This is a genomic window from Thermoactinomyces mirandus (assembly GCF_013868055.1).
GTDB lineage: Bacteria > Bacillota > Bacilli > Thermoactinomycetales > Thermoactinomycetaceae > Thermoactinomyces > Thermoactinomyces mirandus.
Window position 1 is genome coordinate 28,703 of record NZ_JACEOL010000043.1, and the last position, 21,732, is coordinate 50,434.

The following is a 21,732-nucleotide window of genomic DNA, read 5'->3' on the forward strand; positions in this document are numbered from 1 at the left end:
CATTTTCACCCTGTCTGCTCTCTCAAATTTTGTTGCTCGAGATGACAGCATTTTCATGCCTGGTGAATAAAACTTTTCATCCGGTGAATTATCCTTCTGTATACGGATTAATTCTATTGTGGCACAGTTTCCCGCTTTTACAAAGAGACTCCGGGCTCAATCCGGCCCCCCTTGAAAATGATGGAGAAACGGAGGGTTCCGGATTCAATCATGAACCAGAACCCGGTTCCGTTTATCTGTTTTGCGGAGGGAAAAACTGCGGCAAACAGGCTTTATGGGCTTCCAGCATTTCATCGAGAATCTGTTTTGCTATGGTATCTGATGGAACCAATGGATTAATCGTCATTGCCAGGAGTGCTTTATGGTAATCTCCCGTAACTGCCGCTTGAGCAGCCAGGCGTTCAAATGATTTGATCTGTTGGACCAGGCCTCTGACGGCAACGGGCAAATCACCGACAGCAATCGGCTTGGGACCGTCTTTTGTAATCACACAACTGATTTCCACTGCCGAATCATCCGGAATGCTGGCGATTGCGCCATTGTTTCTGGTATTTACCGGCTGAATATCCCGTTTGTCGTTGTAAATGGAATTGATCAGGTTGCAGGCAGCATCACTGTAGTAAGCTCCTCCTCTTTCCTGGAGCCGGGGTGGTTTGATGTCAAGTTCAGGGTCCCTGTATATTTCAAACAACTTTTTCTCAAGTTCCATCACGATTTCGGCACGGGTTCCTTTTTCCGCAAGTTCCTTTTTTTGCTCTTCCAGCATTTTTCCTGTCTGATAATAATACCGGTGATAGGGGCATGGCAAAATCCCGAGGGCCTTGATAAAATCTCTTTCCCAACCGACGTTCGCAATGTTTTTCATGGTCATTCCGGCTCCGCCGGCAATCAGGTCGACCACTTTTGCGGTGACATTTACGCCATCCAGATAGACATTCAGTCCATAAACCATGTGATTGAGGCCGGCAAAATCGATCCGGACCTGTTCCGGTTCGGCATTCAGCATTTGCGCGATCCCCCTGTGCATACCGATCGGGACATTGCACAAGCCGACAGTTTTCCGAATGCCGCCGTACCGGAGTACCGCTTCTGTTACCATGCCGGCGGGATTGGTGAAGTTGATCAGCCATGCGTCCGGACAAAGTTCTTCCATATCCCGGCATATGTCCAAAATGACGGGAATGGTTCTAAGTCCCTTGAACAAGCCGCCCGGCCCATTGGTCTCCTGGCCGATCACATCATATTTGAGCGGAATGGTTTCATCCTTGGCGCGGGCCGTGAGTTGCCCGACGCGGATTTGCGTTGTGACAAAATCGGCTCCGGGCAGCGCTTCCCTTCGATCAAGCGTCAGATGAATTTCAATCGGAACATTGGCCTTTTTGACCATCCGTTTGGCAAGAGCCCCTACAATTTCAAGTTTTTCCTTGCCTTCTTCAATGTCTGCAAGCCACAGTTCGCGAACAGGCAGTTCAGGATACCGGTTGATCAAGCCTTCGACCAGTTCAGGTGTATAGCTTGATCCGCCGCCAATCGTAACCACTTTGATTCCGTGCAAAGGACTTCACCTCATATCCGTTTGATTCGGCTGGCAAAATCAGAAACCATTATTTCTGGCAACTTCTTTCATCCAGCGGGCACTTTTCTTTGGTGTCCTTTTCAAGGTGCCAAGGTCGACCCGGAACAAACCATAGCGGTTTTTGTATGCATTTGTCCACGACCAGTTGTCCATAAATGTCCACAGATGATAACCTTTGGCGTTGCATCCGTCTGCGATTGCTTTATGGAGCCATTTCAAATGCTCGCGGACAAATTCGATCCGGTAGTCATCCTGGACTTCACCATCTCTGATGAATCTTTCTTCATTCTGGACGCCCATGCCATTTTCGGAAATAAACGATTCAATATTGCCGTAGTTTTTCTTCAGGTTCATCATGATGTCATAAATGCCCTTTTCGTAGATTTCCCAGCCGCGATACGGATTCATTTTCCGGCCCGGCATTTCATAGCTGTCAAAGAACCAGTCCGGCATGAATGGCCCGTATGGATTGGGAAGATGCTCTTTGGCCTTGACACGGCGCGGCTGGTAATAGTTTACTCCCAGAAGGTCGATTTTCCCGGCTTGCAGGAGTTCACTGTCTCCTGGTTGCGTGACGGGCAATATCCCATGTTCACTTAAAATTTCAATCAGGTCCCGCGGATATTCTCCCAGAACAGCCGGGTCCAGGAAGCTGCGGTTGAAGAACAGGTCAGCGATGTGTGACGCTTTCAGGTCAGCCGGATGCCGGCTTCTGGGATAAGAAGGGGTCAGGTTCAAAATGATGCCGATTTTCCCGCCGGTGTTTGACTGCCGGAATGATCTGACTGCCTTGGCATGAGCGATCATTGTATGATAGGCTACCTGGGCGGCACGTTTGAAATCGACCACATTGGGATAGTGGAAGTCATAGAGATAGCCGCCTTCCACTGGAACAACCGGTTCGTTGAAGGTAAACCACTTTTTGACACGGTCGCCAAACAGGCGAAACGCTTCTTTGGCGTAGTTTTCATACAGGTCGGTTACTTCCCTTTTTTCCCAGCCCCCTTCATACTGCAGCTCCAGCGGCATATCAAAGTGGAAGAGGTTGACGAATGGTTCAATTCCGTTTTGGATCAGTTCATCAATGACGTTATTGTAAAATTGGACCGCTTCTTGATTTATCTCGCCGCGTCCGCCCGGAATGAGCCTTGACCAGGAAATGGAGAAGCGAAAGGTATTGTGGCCTGTTTCTTTCATTAATCGGATATCTTCCTTGTAGCGGTGGTAAAAATCGGATGTGGTTTCAGGCCCGACATTTTCAAAAAAACGGTTTGGCTCTTTTTCGTACCAATAGTCCCATATATTTTTTCCTTTTCCGCCTACATTTGCCGCGCCTTCGATTTGCGTGGCAGAAGTTGCGCTTCCCCACCAGAAATTTTCCGGAAATTTGTATTGTATGGGCAATTGTGTTCCCTCCGTTTTCAGTGTTCTGTTAAGAAATGGCAGTGTCATTTGCAGAGAACTTCAAGAGCGATTTCGTTTCTCTTTATCCGAGTAATCGGCTGCGATAAATTTCGATAATTTCTTCTGCCAGATCCCTGACGGTCATGGATGTCATCAGATGATCCTGGGAATGCACCAGTATGACATTGACAGGTGCCATTTCCCCATTTGCCTCTTCATGCAGCAGCTCAGTCTGATATTGGTGTGCCTTGCCAAGTTCTTTTCCAGCTTCCTTGATTAGTTGATCTGCTTCGGCAAACTGTCCGGCCTTTGCTTTTTGGATTGCTTCCATAGCGCTTGATTTGCCGTTTCCGGCGTGCAGGATGATTTGAAACGCAATTTCCGTTATTGAATCCATTTTTCAATCACTCCCGAAGTTTCCAGATAGAATATCGTTAATTTCCTGATTTCAATGGAAACCATCATTTATTTCTGTTTTGAAGCTTTTTTCTCATTTTCATAATAGTTTTTATCAAGTATTTTTAGAAATGGCCACCAGATGCCCATCACAACCAGCAAATTGACGATCTGCAATACCGCTCCCTGCCAGGCATTTCCGGTAGCCAGAAAACCGTTCAAACCAATGGGAGTTGTCCATGGAACAATAATTCCGGCCGGTTTTGGCACAATTCCCGTCGACATGGCGAAATAGGTGATAATGGTGACAACGACCGGCGCCAGCACCCATGGAATCAACACCAGGGGATTCATGATGATAGGCAGGCCAAAAATAATCGGTTCATTCACGTTAAAGATGCCGGGAGGGCCTCCCAATTTGCCAAGTTCCTTGATTTGCCTGCTTCGGCCAATGAGGAACAACAGGATGACAACAGCCAGAGTCATTCCCGATCCGCCCATGCCGACCAGAAAGGTATCGATAAACTGTTTGGTAATAACATTGGGCAATTCGATTCCGGCCTGGAAAGCTTGCAGATTCTGGTCGTTTAATGCATACCAGACGGGGTCGAAGACAGAGTTTACAATAATTTGGCCATGCAAACCAAAGAACCAGAACAGCTGGATCATAATAACCGCCACAATCGTTGCCGGCAGCCCGCTGCCAAGCACCGTAAGCGGCTGCTGAATCACCGTGTAGATGAAGTTCTGTACCGTTTCAAAAGGGGTATAGCTGAAAATGATCCGAACCGCCAGGAAGATGGTTAAGGTCATGGCAATGGGAATCAGTGCGCTGAATGATCTGGAGACAGCATCCGGAACTCCGGGCGGCATTTTAATAGTCCAGTTTTTCTGCACAAAATAGCGATACAGTTCTGCAGAAATAAAAGCGGTAAAGATCCCGAGGAACAGTCCTTCCGCACCGAGACTGGATGTCGGAATGACGCCGCTTATCCCTTCGAGCACTTGTGGCGTCAGAATCAGGAAAGCTGCCAGGGCGACGACGCCGCCATAAATTCCTTGCAGTTTGTATTGCCGGGTCAGATTGTACCCGATTCCAATGATTACAAACAGTCCCATAATGCTTAAGGTAGCAGCCGATGCCGGACCAAGCGCATTCTGATAGGCTGCATAAGCTTCTTCACTTAACAGGCGGTCCAGAAATGGGAAGTTGGCAATGACGACAAAAATGGAACCGAAGATAATCAGCGGCAGTGCCAGCATGAATCCGTCACGAAGCGCTGTCAGGTACCGGTTGTTGTTCAACTTGTCTGCAACAGGCAACAGGATTTTTTCCAACACATTCATGAATTTGTTGTTATTCATTTTTGCCCACTCCTGTCAAATAATTTATTTTTCGATCAATTCCAGTGCTCTTTTTAATACTGCTTCTCCATCAATGCGCCCATAAGCTACCGGATCGATCACTTCTACGGGGATTCCAAGTTGCTCGGCGGTTTTGGAGAATTTCTTCAGCATAAATCGCATTTGCGGACCAATCAGCAGTACATCTGCTTTTTCCATTTCTGTCTGTGCCTTGTCCTGGGCAACGGCCCAAATTTCAACCTCAATTCCTTTTGCTTCTGCAGCCTGCTTCATTCGTGTTACAAGCAGACTGGTAGACATTCCTGAAGAACAAGCCAGTAAAATATGTTTCATCCATGATTCCTCCAGTCGGGCTGGTATTTGATAGGATTCCTGATATTGGATGTCCTCAATTCATATTTTAAATTGCAAACGGTTGCAACTGGACACAGAGTTTTTCCGGCAGGTGGGGGAAGTGTTTGTTCATGCGTGGTGTGGCTGTTTTTCGCTTGAATGGGAAATTCCTTTACATTTTGTAAAGCGCATATTATAATAATTGAAGAAACTGGTTATAACCAATAGGAAATATTGAGATGTTGGAGGTGGAAGATAACATATTGGATAAAACAAGCAAAGTGCCATTATATCTGCAATTAATGGAAGAACTGATCAAGAAAATAGATGCCGGAGAATATCAGGAACATGAAAGGCTGCCTTCCGAGCGGGAACTTTGTGAACTGTATGATTTGAGCCGGATCACTGTAAGGCAGGCGCTGATGGAACTGGAAAAAGAAGGGTATATTTACAGGCTTCACGGAAAAGGAACGTTTGTTGCCCCCAAATCTTACAATCAGGATTTGCTCAAGCTTTACAGTTTTACCGAAGAAATGAAAGCGCTGGGGAAAGTCCCCGCAACCAAAGTGCATTCTTTTAATGAAATAGTGATTGATGAATGGCTGGCAAACAAAATGGATCTGAAACCGTCCGAAGAGGTTTTCAAAGTGGTTCGCCTGCGGCTTGCAGATGATGAACCCCTGATTTATGAAACTTCCTATTTGCCTAAAAAAATTTTCCCGGGGCTGACCGCAGACGATCTGGTTAAGAGGCCCATGTATGATGTTTTTCGGGAGGATTACCAGATCAGGGTTACCAGAGCAGTGGAACGGTTTTCCGCAACACTGATCCGTTCCAAGGAAGCCGAACAGTTAAAGACAGAGGAGAATTCACCTGCGATGCTGATTAAACGGTATGCGTACAACAATGAGACTTTGATTGAGTATACGGTCAGCGTTGCGCGAGGCGACAAGTTTGATTACACTGTTGAATTGCTATAGAACTCTATTAGCCATAATAGAGTTATTTTAAAATTATAACTGGTTATGACGACATAACCAGATCAGGTTTGGAGGAAATGACATGTTGCAACTTGCACCTGAAGTATTGAAAGCCGGAAAAGCCATATATACTGCAACAGAAATTTTCCAGCAGCCGGAAGTATGGAAGGAACTTAAACAGACCCTTTCCGGGAGACAGGTACAGTGGCAGGATTTTTGGGAATCGGTTTGCAAACAGCATGACCAGGTGCGCGTGATTTTTACCGGAGCCGGAACATCTGCATTTGCCGGCGATCTCCTTGTTCCCCATTTGCGGAAACAGAACAGGAGAAATATCCTGTTTGAAGCGGTTCCGACCACAGATATCGTGTCAAATCCGGCAGAGTGCTTTATTAAAGAAATTCCGACAGTTCTTGTTTCTTTGGCACGGTCGGGAAACAGTCCGGAAAGTGTGGCCACTGTGGCATTGGGGAGGCAAAGGGTTGATCATTTCTATCAAGTGGTAATTACCTGTAATAAAGACGGGCAACTGGCCCGGGATGCCCGGGGGGATGAAAAAAGCATTATTTTTCTCATGCCGGAAAAGGCGCATGACCAGGGGTTTGCCATGACCAGCAGTTTTACTGCGATGATGCTGACAGCCAGATTTCTGTTTGCGGAAAAACCGTTTGACAGACAGCATTTTGAAAAAATCACCGCCTGCGCAGAAAAATGGATTGATCGAATTCCGCCTGTGATTGATGACATCCTGCAATTTGATTTCCAGCGCATTGTCTATCTGGGATCAGGTCTGTTGGGACAGCTGTCACATGAAGCGGCACTGAAAATGCTTGAACTGACAGCCGGAAACGTGGTAGCGATCCATGAATCTTCACTCGGTTTTCGCCATGGACCAAAGTCTGTTTTAAACAGCCAATCTCTGGTTGTGCTTTTTATGTCCCAGCAATCCTATACACGCAAGTACGATATGGACATGCTCAGGGAGTTGGCTCGTGATAACTCTGGAGCCAAAGTGGCAGTTCTTTCGGAAAAAGCGGATGAAGAAACAGGAAAGCTTGCTGACTGGCTGATTCCGGTTCATTCCGATCGCGACACATTGGATGACGACTTTTTACTGGCTCTGTTTTATATCATTTTTGCCCAGACACTGGCACTCAAAAAGTCTCTTCAACTTGGAATCACACCTGATAATCCAAGCCCGGACGGAAGGGTGAACCGGGTGGTAAAGGGAGTAACCATCTATCCTTTCCCGTAACAGGCATTTGAGTAAATCAATGGCAAAGGGGGTGATCTGCTTCGGTTATTAGATCTGCTTCAGGCATAAGGTGTTGCGTTTATTGTAAACGTTTGCAGACAGACTTCCTGAAAGAAAAACCTTGAAAGGAAAGATCATTTATGGCAAAGCCAAACATCTTGCTGACCAGAATTGACAATCGCCTGATCCACGGGCAAGTCGGGGTTACCTGGGTAAATCATTTGGGGGCAAATCTGGTAGTGGTTGCCAATGACAAGGTGGCAAACGATGAAATCCAACAGAATTTGATGGATATGGTATTGCCTGATGTCATTTCGGCAAGATATTTTTCTTTGCAAAAAACAATTGATGTTATTCACAAGGCCAATCCCCGCCAAAAAATATTTTTGGTGGTCAAAGATGTCCATGATGCTCTTGCTCTGAAAGAAGGTGGTGTCCCCATCGATAAAATCAATGTCGGCAATATGCATTATGAAGAAGGCAAAAAACAGATTTCTTCCACCGTTTCAGTAGATGAAAATGATATTGCCGCTTTTAAACGTTTGCATGAATTGGGCGTAAAACTTGATTTGCGCAGAGTCCCGGGTGAAAAAGGCAGAGATATCATGGGTCTGTTATAGATCTGTGATAAATTTACCAATCCTGATCGGGATTAAAGGGGAGATTTCACGATGTTGATGGAGGCTGTTTTGATCGCTTTGTGGGCCGGGATAATCGGAATTGACCTTTATAACGGGCTGACTCACATTCACCGTCCTGTAGTTACGGGGCTGGTGGTGGGGCTGATTTTGGGTGATGTAACCACAGGTTTGATTGTTGGCGGGACACTGGAACTGATCTGGATGGGAATGGTGCCGCTTGCAGGCGCACAGCCGCCCAATGTGGTAATCGGCGGGACAATTGGAACCGCTTTCGGCATTATTGCCGGGCAGGATCCCAACATTGCTGTCGGTGTGGCGGTTCCTTTCGCTGTTGCCATGCAGGGGCTGGTAACATTGATGTTTACGGCATTTGCTCCAGTCATGCATAAGGCAGATCAGTTTGCGCTTCAAGCAAATGTGAAGGGGATTGACAGGATCAATTATCTGGGGTTGTCCATTCATTTTGTCTTTAACGCTCTGATTGCCTTTTTGCCCATTTACTTTGGTGCAGAACAGGCCAGGATTTACGTGCAGCAGATTCCACAGTGGATTATTGACGGCTTTTCCATTGCAGGAGGGATTATGCCGGCAATTGGTTTTGCCATGTTGTTGAAAATCATGATGAAGTGGGAATATGTAATGTTCTTTATCATCGGGTTTGTTTTGGCTGCTTACCTTAAAATGCCAATCCTGGCAATCGCCTTGATCGGGCTGGCGATTGCCATGTATGACTTCTACCAGAACAAAAACAGGAAAGGTTCAAACCTGACGGGAGAGGAGGAGATGGCAGATGGAATTTAAAGACTGTCACGATCAAACCCCGGCCCCGGATTTAACCTGGAAACAATTGCGCCAAATGGGATGGAGGTCTTTATTTTTGCAAGCCTCATTTAACTATGAGCGCATGCAGGCTGCCGGCTGGTTGTATTCCATCCTTCCCGGTCTGCGCCATATTCATCAGAACAAAAAAGACCTGAGCAAAGCCATGAAAGATCATCTTGAATTTTTTAATACCCACCCGTTTCTGGTGACATTTATTATGGGAATTATCCTGGCCATGGAACAGCGCAAAGAAGACCGGGAAGCCATCCGCGGGATTAAAATTGCCACCATGGGACCGCTTGGCGGGATTGGGGATGCGTTATTCTATCTGACCCTGCTCCCGATCACAGCGGGAATCGGGGCTTCGCTTGCCATCGAAGGCAATTTTCTGGGACCGTTTATATTTTTGATTTCCTTTAACATTATTCATTTTGGTGTCCGTTTTGGTCTGATGAACTATGGATACAAGATGGGTGTTAAAGCGATTGCAAAAATCAAGGAAGGAACAAAACAGATCACACGTGCGGCATCGATCGTCGGATTAACGGTAGTTGGCGGACTGATTGCAACTTATGTCGCTTTTAACGTGAATTATGTGTGGAAGTCCGGTGAAGCGAAACTTAACATTCAAACAGATGTACTGGATCAAATCATGCCCGCAATGCTTCCGCTGGCTTACACCTTGCTGATGTATTGGCTGCTGAAGAAAGGGCGTTCTCCGCTAACCCTGATCGGTATTACCCTGGTGATCGGGCTGATTGGCTCTTACTTCAAAATTCTCTGATGCGAAACCGGAAAGACTGGTTTTGGAAAAATTCCCTTCCTGGAAGGATGATGAGATTGATCGGATTTGTTATAACCGGGCACGGCCCATTTGCAAGCGGAATAATGGAATCCGTCCAATTCATTGCCGGAAAAGTTGAACAGATAAGTGTGGTGCCATTTCAGGAGGATCAGGAAAAACTTTATAAGGATCTCAAACAGGCTATATCCGAAGTGGATACCGGTTCAGGCACCGTTTGCTTTGCCGATTTGGCAGGCGGAACTCCGTTTAATGTCTGTTCCCGGATCGCCTTGACGAGAAAAAATGTACGCGTGATTGGCGGAACCAATTCTCCCATGTTGTTAAGCGGATTGTTCCAGCGGGAGCTGGAGCTTGACCAGTTCGTGGATCTCGTGCTTTCGGAAGGGAAGGAGAGTATCAAAACATTTCAGATAAAGGACAGAGAGAAAAAAGAATAGACGGACGGAATTTAGATTCAGCGAAAACGTGATCAAAACGCGGATTAATTCATGATGACAAGAGATATACAGAGAAATCCAAAATATAACCGATTTCATATCAATGCATGCCTTGACATGGTTTCCAAGAATAATCAATAGATCTCTATAAATAAAAACTTGTGAAACCCCCGACCCAGCCATTGAATTAAAAAATATAATCCCGGAATACGACTGGCATGATTTTGCAGGACACAAGGTTTCATGTGAAAGAAGGGGCTTTTTCCCTTCTTTCAGCCTGTAAAATAACAAAAACAGGCGGTTCCAGGGTTTTGCTCCTTCTCCTTGTTGCAAGCGCTTCATCATTTCCCTTCAGGTTGGCTTATCAATCTGCTTTCGCTTGAACAGCTTACCCGTTTTTCCTTCGGACTTTCCAGCTGCCGGTACCAACGTGATTATGTTCTGAAAAATATTTCTTCACGTGATAATTGAAACGTGTGAAGAAGTAGTTGTGTTATAGTTTTTGATAATAATAATTATAAAAAAATAACGATAGATTTACTGAGAATAACTTGTTGTCTTTTTAACAAGCAGGTACAAGATCTGATGAATGTTTCATGAATAACTACAGTAACAGGCAAATTTGATAAATATATGATATCATATATTTTAACAAATAAAATTTTTTGTGTTGGTCAGGCAATTTTAGTTTCAGCAAAGTTGTAAAGGCAATTCTTGCTTTGAATCCATATATCTCTAGTTATACATATAAAAGTATTTTTGGATATGAATTATCATTTCTGTTGGTACGAGGTTGCCGTTCCTGGTTCGAAGATGTGGATTCAAGTTCCCTCCTTTATCATTCCACAATTGAAACAAGACTTAAGAAAAAAATTGCCTCGTTTGATCGTTTTTTATACCATGTCCTTTTTTATGAAACAACTTTTGAGAAAAGCGGTATACAAGCCAGAGGTGAGCACAATGGAAGGGATCAATCTCGGGGAAATAGTGGATACAAAAATCTTGCAGGAAATGCAGGACAAGTTCTGCGAAGCTACCGGACTGTCTGCCGTTACGGTGGATTATCGTGGAATACCGGTTACCAGATATAGTAATTTCACCCCTTTTTGCCGATTGATCAGAGATGTCAGTACGTACGAGGATCGCTGCCACCAATGTGATGCATATGGCGGAATTGAAGCAGTCAGAAGAAATAAACCTCATCTATATCGATGCCATGCCGGCCTTGTAGATTTTGCTGTTCCTATTAAAGTAAAAGGGTTATTTACAGGTTCAGTACTTGCGGGGCAAGCCAAACTGGAAGAATCGGAACTGGAGCAAATCGATAAGATTACGAGTGAAGCAACGGACTGGAGAAAAGACGAAATGCTGGTAAAAGCGTATAACCAGCTTTCATTTACGTCACTGAAAAAAGTGAAAGCAGGAGCACAATTATTGCATTCTATTATCAGCAATCTGATTGAAAAAAGCCTTCTCCAATCTGTCCAGGATGAGCTGGATCAGAAATATACCATATTAAAAAAGGAACTGAAAGATCGGGAGAAACGGGAGAAAGCCTTGCAGGAAAAAGAATTGACTTTCCTTGAATCTTCACTCAATATTAATTTTCTGGAACACTCCTTAAATACGGCGTCACGGCTGGCCATTATTGAAAAAGCCCAAAAAACGACTGAATCATTAATTAACATATCCGATTTTTTAAAATATACGGTTCAAACGTTCAACAAGGTGGTCAGACTGGAAGAGGAAGTTGCGCATATCAAACATTATCTTGAATTGCAAAAGCTTCGGTTTGGTGATCGTTTCCAGTATGAACTGGATATTCCGGAAGAAGTACGGAATCAAATCATTCCTTCTCAAATCCTGGCGGCAATTATCGACAATGCTCTGGTACATGGACTGGAAACAAAAAATGGAAAAGGATTCCTGAAGGTTTCAGCTGATCTGGCTGATGACAAAATACAAATTCAAATTATCGATAATGGTGTGGGAATGCCTGTAGATGTTCTGGAACAAATCCAGTCAGATCAGGATAAACCGCGAGATTTGTCAGTGAAGCATACAATGGGTATGGATCTCTTCGCTGTTAAAAGAATTTTAAAAAAGTATTATGGAAACGATTACAAGATGACTGTTACCAGTCACCTGTATAAAGGAACTTCGGTAATAATCACCATTCCTGAAGAATCAAGGTGATAATATGATAAAAGTTCTATTGGCTGATGACGAAAATCTGGAACGGGAAGCGTTCAAGTGCATTTTGGATGAGTTGGGTGGTGAAGTGTCACTGATTGGCGAAGCAACAGATGGAAAAATGGCGATAAAATTGGCCGAAGATCTTGAACCGGATGTCATTTTTATGGATGTGAACATGCCAGGAGTAAAAGGAACGGATGCTGCGAAATTAATCAGGAAAAACCATTTGGATCAGGCCATATATTTAATGTACTATTACTCTGACCTTGATGCAGAAAAAATCAGCCAGTATGCTGACGGGATTATTTCCAAACCGGTTCGGCCAGATGATGTGCAATCGAAAATATTCGCCTATAAAAGCCGGAACGAAGTAAAATTGTTTTCCCGGGGAGGATTGCTGGAACAGCTCTTAAGACAAATCCATAAAGAAAATTTCAGAGAGTCAAAAAAACGGTTGAACAGCCTGATGGATCATCTGCTTGAAATTGATCAGGAACTGGCCAAACTCAATCATACGATAGAAATAATCGGAGGCAGTATGCTTAAGATTTGTGAGGCTAAAGGAATTGAAAAATTTATACCAGAAACCAACTGGAAAGACGGATTGACTATTTATAACGCCAAGGGGCGTTTGGAATCATTATTAACATCCATTTTTCAGGCGATTCTGAGTCAAGGCCCTGTTTCAACACAAAGCGAAATCCAAACCATTCTGAATTATATTGAGATGCATTACATGGATGGGGTAAGTCTGGAAGAAGTAGCCGATTTCGTACATTTAAGTCCTCATTATGTCAGCAGGCTGTTCAAGAAAGAGGTACAGACGACTTTTATCAATTATGTGACTGACCGGAGAATCGAGCATGCCAAAGAGATGCTGAAAAATACGAGTTTGCCTGTTGTCAATATTGCAATGAAACTTTCATTCCAGGAACATACTTATTTCAGCAAGGTTTTTAAAAAAACGGTTGGGCTGACTCCCACGGAATATCGAAATCAGTTTAAAAAAGACAAACACGAACTCATGAACAGATTCAGTTATAAAACAAGCAAATACTGGTACATTTAAACCCTGCATGTTAACAAAGTATGAAAAATTTTTTTTAGAAGCGAAGAGATGTCAATGCCGTTCCCAAAGCAAAAGCAAACACTTTCGGGGAAAACGGGCGAAACGCTTGAGTGAAGCAAGTGGAGAACCCGCCTGGACCCCAATGCTTCCTTGCAAGGTGGAGACGGAACGGAGCCCTGAATATTGTCTTTTTTTTACGATCTGACCACCGCAATTGGAAGCGGTGGTATATTTTTTTGCACATTTGCAGGTCTTTTTTTGTTGGACATGAGGTGACTAGCCTTCTTCAGTTTCCATACAAAATAGAAAATATTCAATTAATACCGGGTTTGTAGAAAGAATGGTCAAAAAAATATCATTTCATCTAATTTCTCCCGCAAAAAAATCCTCATGGTTGCATAAAAAATATCAGGCAAGATTTGTCCACAGGTTCAATATTTATCAGATCCTGATAAAAACCTACCGGGATCAATGGCTTTGCAGAGAGTATTCTTGTTAATGAAGACAATATTTTCATTCATCAATATTAAATAACCACTTCAGGGAGGTATTTTTCATGATCAAAGAAGCATTGGGCATGGTTGAAACAAAAGGGTTGGTTGGATCGATTGAGGCAGCAGATGCCATGTTGAAAGCGGCGAATGTTTCCCTTGTCGGATATGAAAAAATTGGTTCCGGACTGGTCACTGTCATGGTCAGAGGCGATGTAGGGGCTGTAAAGGCTGCGACAGATGCTGGTGTTGCGGCTGCCCAGAAAGTGGGAGAAGTTGTCTCTACTCACGTAATCCCGAGACCGCATACTGAGGTCGAACTGATCCTTCCAAAATTGAATAATGAGAAATAGGATGTCAGGGGGTGCAAATTATGCAAGAAGAGTATATTGATAAAATTATTGATGAGGTAATGAAAAAAGTTGAAGACCATCCGACCGGAAGAAAACAAGAAACAACCACAGAAAGAAATGGGAGTAAATCGGTTAGTCTGACCCAGTTTGTGGGTGTGAGCGAAGGAGATACGATTGGGCTTGTTATTGCCAATGTCGATTATACCCTTCATGAAGCCATGAATCTGGACAAGAAATACCGCTCTATTGGTATTATTGGCGGACGAACAGGTGCAGGTCCCCAGATCATGGCTGCCGATGAAGCCGTGAAGGCAACGAACACCGAAATTCTGGCGATTGAACTTGCCCGAGATACCAAGGGAGGAGCAGGCCATGGAAGTTTAATCATCTTCGGTGCTGAAGATGTTGCAGATGCCAGAAGAGCAGTAGAAGTCGCCTTGACGGAATTGAAAAGGACCTTTGGCGATGTCTATAGCAATGAAGCGGGACACCTTGAGTTTCAATATACAGCAAGGGCCAGTTATGCATGTGAAAAGGCATTTAATGCAGTTGTCGGAAAATCATTCGGGCTGGTAGTAGGAGCACCGGCTGCAATCGGAGTGGTTCTTGCCGATACCGCTGTAAAAGCGGCCAATGTTGATGTGATCGCATACAGTTCACCGGCAAAGGGGACAAGCTTTACGAATGAAGTGATTTTATCCTTCAGTGGTGATTCAGGTGCTGTGCGACAGGCATTGACCGCCGCCAGGGAAGTGGGGTTGAAGCTGCTTGGCGTCATGGGCAGTGAACCTGTCTCTTCTACAACTCCATATATTTAGGGAGTTTTTATTTTTCAAGGAGGGAGCACGAAATGAAATCGAAGCGCTTTCAGGTTTTGTCCGACCGGCCGGTCAACAAAGACGGTTTTGTCCAGGAATGGCCTGATGTCGGGCTGATTGCGATGGAAAGTCCGAATGATCCGAAACCGGGCATAAAAATTGAAAATGGAAAAGTTGTTGAATTGGATGGCAAAAAGCGAAGTGAGTTTGATTTTATTGACCGTTTTATTGCCGATTATGCCATTCAACTGGAAAATGCCGAAGAAGTCATGCAAATGGACTCTCTGGAAATTGCAAGGATGCTGGTTGACATCAATGAGCCAAGGCAAAAAATTATTTCACTTACAACAGCAATGACACCAGCCAAAATTGTTGAAGTTGTAGAAAAGTTAAATGTAGTAGAGATGATGATGGCACTTCAAAAAATGCGTGCCAGAAAAACTCCTTCAAATCAATGCCATGTAACAAACGTGAAAGATAATCCGGTGCTGATCGCTGCAGATGCGGCAGAGGCAGCATTAAGGGGATTTGATGAACAGGAAACCACTTTGGGCATCGTCCGTTATGCACCGCTTGCCGCACTTGCCATTCTTGTCGGAGCCCAAACAGGACGCGGCGGGGTTTTGACCCAATGTTCCGTTGAAGAAGCAACTGAACTTCAACTGGGCATGAAGGGGTTGTCGCTGTATGCTGAAACCGTTTCCGTGTATGGTACGGAACCTGTTTTTGTGGATGGGGATGATACTCCATGGTCTAAAGCCTTTTTGGCTTCTGCCTATGCATCCAGGGGAATGAAAATGAGATTTACCTCTGGTTCCGGTTCAGAGGTACAGATGGGATATGCCGAAGGAAAGTCAATGCTCTATCTTGAAGCACGTTGTATTTTTGTGGCCAAAGGTGCCGGTTCACAAGGACTGCAAAATGGATCAATCAGTTGCATTGGAATTCCAGGTGCCGTTCCTTCGGGGATCCGGGCCGTACTTGCCGAAAACCTGATTACCACTATGCTGGATATGGAAGTTGCATCTGGCAATGACCAGACCTTTTCCCATTCAGATATCAGAAGGACAGCGCGTACCCTGATGCAGATGCTGCCGGGAACCGATTTTATTTTCTCCGGTTACAGTGCGGTTCCGAATTATGACAATATGTTCGCCGGTTCAAATTTCGATGCCGAAGACTTTGACGACTACAATGTCCTTCAGCGAGACCTGAAAGTGGATGGTGGATTGCGTCCGGTTTCAGAAGAAGAGGTTGCAGCTGTCAGAAACAGGGCGGCAAAAGCGATGCAGGCCATCTTTGCAGAACTGGGCTTGCCGCAAGTGTCAGTTGAAGAAGTGGAAGCCGCAACTTATGCCCATGGCAGCAAAGACGTGCCAGACCGGAATGTAGTAGAGGATCTGAGAGCAGCAGAAGAGATTATGCGTGGTGAAACAACCGGCCTGGATATTGTTAAGGCCTTGTACAAACACGGCTTTGAAGATGTGGCGCAAAATGTTTTAAACATGTTGAAACAACGGGTCTCTGGCGACTATCTGCATACATCGGCCATTGTCGATGAAGATTTTCATGTTGTCAGTGCAGTAAATAATCTTAATGATTATCAAGGTCCGGACACCGGATACAAGATGAGTGAAGAACGATGGGAAGAAATTAAAAATATACCTCTGGCGTTAAATCCGGAAGAAGTCGATTGAAAAGAGAAAGAGGTGTCAATATGGATATCAGTGAAAAAATGATTCGCCGCGTGGTTGAAGAAGTTTTGGCGAACATGAGGCAAGAGCAGAATGAACCATCTTCCTCCCGTCTGAAACTGTCTTCGACGGATGATGGAGAACTGTTTGAAGAAATCGGTTATGCAAGACGCGGGACAAGAAATGACGAAATTGTTGTTGCGATTGGTCCGGCCTTTGGAAAAACACAGACAAAAACGATTGTAAAAATTCCGCACAGGGATGTCATCAGAGAAATCATGGCGGGGGTTGAAGAAGAAGGATTGTCCTGCCGATTAATGAGGGTTAAAAGAACCTCCGATGTTGCTTTTATCGCACATGATGCGGCGAGATACAGCGGTTCCGGAATTGGAATCGGAATCCAATCCAAGGGCACTACCGTAATTCATCAAAAAGATCTGGTGCCACTAAGCAATCTTGAATTATTTCCCCAAGCTCCGCTGATTACTCTGGAAACGTACCGGGCTATTGGGAAAAATGCAGCCAAATATGCCAAAGGCGAATCCCCCAATCCGGTACCAACCATGAATGACCAGATGGCCAGGCCGAAATTCCAGGCAATCGCTGCATTGCTCCACATCAAAGAGACCCAGCATGTGGACAAAAATGCCAAACCGGTCGAGCTGAGACTTAAATAATTCAGGAAAAGCGGGAGGTGTATGAAATGAATGAACGGTTGTTGGAAGAAATCATCAAAGACGTCATTTCGTCCATGAGAGAAAACAAAAGTGAAACCGGGGGGGAAAGAAAAAACAACCCGGACGGACCCCAATCATGCGAGGATTGCCGCAAGCTCACAACGGAGGATTATCCAATACAGGAAAAACACCCGGAATTGATCAAAACACCTACCGGAAAAAAACTGGATGAAATTACGATGGAAAAAGTAATCAATGGTGAGATTACAGCAAAGGATATACGTGTCGCTCCGGAAACCTTGGAACTTCAGGCGCAAGTGGCAGAATCGGCCGGAAGATTGCCGTTGGCCCAAAATTTGAGAAGAGCCGCGGAATTAACTGTGATTCCAGATACCAGAATACTGGAAATATACAATGCATTGAGACCACATCGTTCAACAAAGGAAGAATTACTGGCTATTGCGGCTGAAGTTGAAACAAAATTTGGTGCCACCATTAATGCAGACTTTATCAGAGAAGCGGCCGAGGTTTACTCAGACAGAAACATGTTGAGAACCGATTAGGATGATTGGCGGGTAAAAAACAGGAGGTATCGCGATGAGGTTGGTTGCAGGTGTTGATATCGGCAATGCCACAACCGAAGTGGCCATTGCCCGCATAAAGGAAAAAAACGGGATTGATTTTCTTGCAAGCAGCATAGTCAAAACATCCGGCATCAAAGGGACCCGCCAAAATATCTACGGAGTGATTGCTGCGTTAAAAAAGGCTTTGAAAAAAATCCACAGGAATATTGAAGATCTGGATTTGGTTCGAATCAATGAGGCGGCGCCGGTGATCGGGGATATGGCAATGGAAACCATCACTGAAACGATCATTACAGAGTCTACCATGATCGGTCACAATCCTTCGACTCCGGGGGGCACAGGACTGGGTACGGGAATAACGGTTCAATTGAAAAATCTGCCTCAGGCAGAACCGAATGAAAAAGTTATCGTGATCGTACCCGGTTCTGCAGACTTTGAGGCTGCGGCCAGTGAAATCAATGATGCGGCCAGAAAAGGTGTCAAGGTAACCGGGGCGATTGTGCAAAAAGATGATGGCGTTTTAATCAGCAATCGCCTTGAGAAAAAAATTCCGATTGTTGATGAAGTCCGGTTGATTGAAAAAGTACCGGTGGGCATGAAGGCGGCCATCGAAGTTGCCCCGGCCGGAAGCGTGGTGGAAGTTTTGTCCAATCCGTACGGGATTGCTACCGTATTTGGCTTGACCGGGGAAGAGACAAAGATGATTGTTCCGGTATCCAGGGCATTGATTGGAAACAGATCGGCTGTCGTGATCAAAACTCCCAAGGGAGATATCAAGGAAAAACGGATTTCTGCGGGCAAGATTTTCTTTGAAGGAAAGCGAAAAACAGAAGTCAATGTTGATGATGGTGCCGATAAAATCATGGGAACCTTGAATTCCGCTTCTCCCGTCCGGAATATCAAAGGAGAGCCTGGTACCAATGCTGGCGGAATGCTGGAACGTGTCAGACAGATCATGTCTGATTTGACAAATCAGCATCCCGGAGACATAAAAATCCTGGACCTGCTTGCGGTTGATACATTTGTTCCGCAAAAGGTTAAAGGCGGTCTGGCAGAGGAATTTTCAATGGAAAATGCTGTCGGGATTGCAGCTATGGTAAAAGCAGACAAATTGCAAATGCAGATGATCGCCGACGAATTGGAAAAACAGATTGAAGTAAAAGTTGAAGTTGGCGGCGAGGAAGCAGATATGGCGATTCTTGGAGCCCTTTCCACCCCGGGAACGAACACACCTGTAGCAATCCTTGATATGGGAGCAGGTTCTACTGATGCGTCTTTTATGAGTAAAGAAGGAAAAATAACATCCGTTCATCTGGCAGGAGCCGGAAATATGGTAACCATGCTGATCAATTCCGAGCTTGGCCTTGACGATATGCAGTTGGCCGAGGATATCAAAAAGTATTCGCTGGCCAAAGTAGAAAGTCTGTTTCATATCCGTCATGAAGATGGAACGATTCAGTTTTTTGAAAAACCACTCGATCCCAAGGTTTTTTCAAGGGTTGTCATTTTGAAGGAAAATGACATGATTCCAATCCCCCATGATTTGTCTGTTGAGAAAATTAAAATGGTCAGGCGTGATGCCAAAGAAAAAGTGTTTGTGACAAATGCTTTGAGAACATTAAAAAAAGTTTATCCTGCAGGAAACATAAGGGATATTGATTTTGTCGTTTTGCTTGGAGGATCTGCGCTGGATTTTGAAATCCCCCAATTGGTTACAGACGCCCTTTCACAATATGGGATAGTAGCCGGAAGGGGAAATATCAGGGGTTCTGAAGGGCCACGCAATGCAGTGGCAACGGGTCTGATTTTATCCCTGACAAAAAGGGGCGGATCCGATTGAATCGAATGGACAAAGAAATCCCGGCTATCCGGATTTTTTTCAACCAAAATATAGAGGAAGCAAAGTTCAGGGAAATTTTGTACGGGATTGAAGAAGAAACAGTTCCGTTTATCGCGGAAAAAACAGACAAAGATTCTGCACTTCATCTTGGTTATCAGGCAGCGCAAAGTTCAAGGTTGGGAGTTGGAATGGGAATTGGTAACGATCAGTTGGCTGTACTTCATTATGAAAGATTGAAAGAAGATAAACCACTGTTTCAAATAAATTTAAATGATCACCCGGTAAATTTGCGTGTTCTGGGATCCAATGCGGCACGGCTGGTTAAAGGAATGCCATTTAAGGATTTCAGGGACAAACATATGTTAATGCCTGAACAAAGTAAAAAGGTGGAAGAAGAGCTTGCAAGAGAAAAAATCGTTTCCATTATAAAGAAGGTTCTGTCTGAGGTAAATGATTGAGGAGGTGCGGCCTTTGTCAGCTTCTCTTGGAATGATTGAAACGGTTGGACTTGCTGCTGCAATCACAGCAGCGGATGCAGCAGCAAAATCTGCGAACGTTCAAGTGTTGGGATATGAATTGACCCGTGGCGGCGGATTGGTAACGGTAAAATTTACCGGTGATGTAAGTGCTGTAAAGGCGGCGTTGGATGCAGCAGTTGCGGCAGCACAGTCAATTGGTACAGTTTACAGCCGCCTGGTAATTCCCAGGCCGGATGATCAATTGGAAACGTTAATGACCAACAAACATAAAAGTGCAGCCAGGGATCCCGAAGTTACAACGGACAAAAGCGCCGGCAAATCCCGAAAAGAGAAAAAAACCGGAACTGATTCGTCAGGTGAAAATATAAAGTCAACCGATTTGCCACAGGAGTATGTGGCAGACAAAAGCAAGCTGCCAACAGATGCGACTGAAAAAGAGAGTGAAGAAGTTTGCAATTTATGTCATGACCCGGCTTGTCCGAGAAAAAAAGGAGATTTGAGAACGAAGTGCATCCATTTTAATGATTAATGATTAGGAGGAAAAACAATGGGTGAGGCTTTAGGATTGATTGAAGTGAAAGGCCTTGCAGGTGCAATTGAAGCTGCAGATGCGATGACCAAAGCGGCAAATGTGTCCTGGCAGGATATGAAAAATCGGTTCAGGACTGGTGACAGTGATGGTTAGAGGTGATGTCGGCGCAGTAGAAGCCTCAACCGATGCTGGTGCCGCAGCTGCAAAAGGGGCAGGGGAACTCATATCTGTCCATGTTATTCCAGGACCGCACAAAGATTTAGAAAAAGATCTGTCTGATCGTATTGATTCATGAAGGTTCGCGTGGCAGGGGCGATGACCGATGATTGAAAAAAAATTGATTGAAAACGTAAAGTCGGAAGTCTTAAGAAGATTGAAAGAAAAAACCGGGAATGTTCAAATTCAGGAACCGTTTACCGCCGTTGGCGTATCTAACCGGCATGTCCATTTAAGGAAGGAAGATTTGGAAGCGCTGTTTGGGAAAGGGTACAAACTGAACAAGTTAAAAGACTTGAAACAGCCAGGCCAGTTTGCTGCCAAAGAAACGGTAATGCTTATCGGTCCTGAAGGGATTATTGAAAATGTCCGGATCCTGGGGCCTCTCCGCAGCAAGACACAAGTCGAGGTATCACTTACAGACAGTTACAAGCTGGGGATCAAAGCACCTGTGAGGGAATCGGGGGACATTGAAGGCACACCGGGCATTGTGATCAAAGGTCCAACAGGAGTTATTGAAATAAAGAAAGGAGTCATTGTTGCCAAAAGACATATTCACATGTCGCTGGAGTTTGCAAATCAATTCGGATTCAGGGACAAAGAAGTGGCAAGTGTCCAATTTGACGGGGTACGCAGCCTTGTTTTTGACAATGTGCTGGTGAGAGTATCCGATCAGTTTGTCAATGAAATGCACCTTGATACAGATGAAGCAAATGCGGGCAATATCAAAAACGGAGATATCGGAAAAATATTGAAGGGCCAAGGATAG

At 44.7% G+C, this 21,732-nt stretch carries 22 protein-coding genes and 1 pseudogene; 18 read left to right on the forward strand and 5 right to left on the reverse strand.

The window, feature by feature from the left end; translation table 11 throughout:
- Window positions 1–232 precede the first annotated feature (232 nt).
- The 5 genes from H2C83_RS13390 to H2C83_RS13410 form a co-directional block, all read right to left on the reverse strand.
- Window positions 233–1,555: a 6-phospho-beta-glucosidase gene (locus tag H2C83_RS13390; protein WP_181741587.1), complete on the reverse strand. Its 1,323-nt coding sequence runs from the start codon at window positions 1,553–1,555 to the stop codon at window positions 233–235.
- A gap of 39 nt (window positions 1,556–1,594) precedes the next feature.
- Window positions 1,595–3,028: a 6-phospho-beta-glucosidase GmuD gene (gene gmuD, locus H2C83_RS13395; protein ID WP_181741589.1), complete on the reverse strand. Its 1,434-nt coding sequence runs from the start codon at window positions 3,026–3,028 to the stop codon at window positions 1,595–1,597.
- Between the two features lie 34 nt (window positions 3,029–3,062).
- The gene (locus tag H2C83_RS13400) at window positions 3,063–3,377 is read right to left on the reverse strand and encodes a PTS sugar transporter subunit IIA (protein WP_181741592.1); all 315 of its coding nucleotides are present in this window, start codon (window positions 3,375–3,377) and stop codon (window positions 3,063–3,065) included.
- A gap of 68 nt (window positions 3,378–3,445) precedes the next feature.
- On the reverse strand, window positions 3,446–4,741 hold the full coding sequence (gene celB / locus H2C83_RS13405) for a PTS cellobiose transporter subunit IIC (protein WP_181741594.1): 1,296 nt from the start codon (window positions 4,739–4,741) through the stop codon (window positions 3,446–3,448).
- A 24-nt stretch (window positions 4,742–4,765) separates the two neighbouring features.
- A complete protein-coding gene (locus H2C83_RS13410; RefSeq protein ID WP_181741596.1) occupies window positions 4,766–5,074 on the reverse strand; it encodes a PTS sugar transporter subunit IIB in 309 nt (102 codons plus the stop codon).
- Between the two features lie 239 nt (window positions 5,075–5,313).
- Between H2C83_RS13410 and H2C83_RS13415 the strand changes: the two genes are divergently transcribed.
- The 18 genes and pseudogenes from H2C83_RS13415 to H2C83_RS13500 all read left to right on the forward strand — a co-directional run bounded on the left by H2C83_RS13415 (window position 5,314) and on the right by H2C83_RS13500 (window position 21,732).
- The gene (locus tag H2C83_RS13415; RefSeq protein ID WP_181741598.1) at window positions 5,314–6,054 is read left to right on the forward strand and encodes a GntR family transcriptional regulator; all 741 of its coding nucleotides are present in this window, start codon (window positions 5,314–5,316) and stop codon (window positions 6,052–6,054) included.
- 82 nt (window positions 6,055–6,136) lie between these two features.
- On the forward strand, window positions 6,137–7,309 hold the full coding sequence (locus tag H2C83_RS13420) for an SIS domain-containing protein (RefSeq protein WP_181741600.1): 1,173 nt from the start codon (window positions 6,137–6,139) through the stop codon (window positions 7,307–7,309).
- Between the two features lie 140 nt (window positions 7,310–7,449).
- Window positions 7,450–7,929, forward strand: coding sequence for a PTS N-acetylgalactosamine transporter subunit IIB (gene agaV / locus H2C83_RS13425; protein ID WP_181741603.1), 480 nt, complete (start codon window positions 7,450–7,452; stop codon window positions 7,927–7,929).
- Between the two features lie 51 nt (window positions 7,930–7,980).
- On the forward strand, window positions 7,981–8,751 hold the full coding sequence (gene agaW, locus H2C83_RS13430; RefSeq protein ID WP_181741605.1) for a PTS N-acetylgalactosamine transporter subunit IIC: 771 nt from the start codon (window positions 7,981–7,983) through the stop codon (window positions 8,749–8,751).
- Complete coding sequence (locus H2C83_RS13435) at window positions 8,741–9,556, forward strand: PTS system mannose/fructose/sorbose family transporter subunit IID (RefSeq protein ID WP_181741607.1); 816 nt, start codon at window positions 8,741–8,743, stop codon at window positions 9,554–9,556. Before agaW ends, H2C83_RS13435 begins: the two co-directional genes overlap by 11 nt.
- Before the next feature lie 50 nt (window positions 9,557–9,606).
- Window positions 9,607–10,014 carry a PTS sugar transporter subunit IIA gene (locus H2C83_RS13440; protein ID WP_281364167.1) on the forward strand — a complete coding sequence of 136 codons (408 nt, stop codon included), beginning with the start codon at window positions 9,607–9,609 and terminating at the stop codon, window positions 10,012–10,014.
- 960 nt (window positions 10,015–10,974) lie between these two features.
- Window positions 10,975–12,210 (forward strand): sensor histidine kinase, encoded by a 1,236-nt coding sequence (locus H2C83_RS13445; RefSeq protein WP_246333914.1) that lies wholly within the window; start codon window positions 10,975–10,977, stop codon window positions 12,208–12,210.
- Window positions 12,211–12,214: 4 nt separating this feature from the next.
- On the forward strand, window positions 12,215–13,279 hold the full coding sequence (locus H2C83_RS13450; RefSeq protein ID WP_181741613.1) for a helix-turn-helix domain-containing protein: 1,065 nt from the start codon (window positions 12,215–12,217) through the stop codon (window positions 13,277–13,279).
- A 559-nt stretch (window positions 13,280–13,838) separates the two neighbouring features.
- Window positions 13,839–14,123: a propanediol utilization microcompartment protein PduA gene (gene pduA, locus H2C83_RS13455; protein ID WP_312853924.1), complete on the forward strand. Its 285-nt coding sequence runs from the start codon at window positions 13,839–13,841 to the stop codon at window positions 14,121–14,123.
- Window positions 14,124–14,143: 20 nt separating this feature from the next.
- The gene (gene pduB / locus H2C83_RS13460) at window positions 14,144–14,941 is read left to right on the forward strand and encodes a propanediol utilization microcompartment protein PduB (protein WP_181741617.1); all 798 of its coding nucleotides are present in this window, start codon (window positions 14,144–14,146) and stop codon (window positions 14,939–14,941) included.
- A gap of 32 nt (window positions 14,942–14,973) precedes the next feature.
- Window positions 14,974–16,638 (forward strand): propanediol/glycerol family dehydratase large subunit, encoded by a 1,665-nt coding sequence (locus tag H2C83_RS13465; protein WP_181741619.1) that lies wholly within the window; start codon window positions 14,974–14,976, stop codon window positions 16,636–16,638.
- Between the two features lie 20 nt (window positions 16,639–16,658).
- Window positions 16,659–17,312, forward strand: coding sequence for a propanediol/glycerol family dehydratase medium subunit (locus H2C83_RS13470; protein ID WP_181741621.1), 654 nt, complete (start codon window positions 16,659–16,661; stop codon window positions 17,310–17,312).
- Window positions 17,313–17,338: 26 nt separating this feature from the next.
- A complete protein-coding gene (locus tag H2C83_RS13475; RefSeq protein WP_181741623.1) occupies window positions 17,339–17,875 on the forward strand; it encodes a diol dehydratase small subunit in 537 nt (178 codons plus the stop codon).
- A 34-nt stretch (window positions 17,876–17,909) separates the two neighbouring features.
- Window positions 17,910–19,736 carry a diol dehydratase reactivase subunit alpha gene (locus H2C83_RS13480; protein WP_181741625.1) on the forward strand — a complete coding sequence of 609 codons (1,827 nt, stop codon included), beginning with the start codon at window positions 17,910–17,912 and terminating at the stop codon, window positions 19,734–19,736.
- 5 nt (window positions 19,737–19,741) lie between these two features.
- Complete coding sequence (locus tag H2C83_RS13485) at window positions 19,742–20,194, forward strand: glycerol dehydratase reactivase beta/small subunit family protein (protein WP_246333915.1); 453 nt, start codon at window positions 19,742–19,744, stop codon at window positions 20,192–20,194.
- Between the two features lie 13 nt (window positions 20,195–20,207).
- A complete protein-coding gene (locus H2C83_RS18175) occupies window positions 20,208–20,744 on the forward strand; it encodes a BMC domain-containing protein (RefSeq protein WP_281364166.1) in 537 nt (178 codons plus the stop codon).
- 18 nt (window positions 20,745–20,762) lie between these two features.
- A pseudogene (locus H2C83_RS13495) lies at window positions 20,763–21,042 on the forward strand (BMC domain-containing protein).
- 30 nt (window positions 21,043–21,072) lie between these two features.
- On the forward strand, window positions 21,073–21,732 hold the full coding sequence (locus H2C83_RS13500) for a phosphate propanoyltransferase (RefSeq protein WP_376766366.1): 660 nt from the start codon (window positions 21,073–21,075) through the stop codon (window positions 21,730–21,732).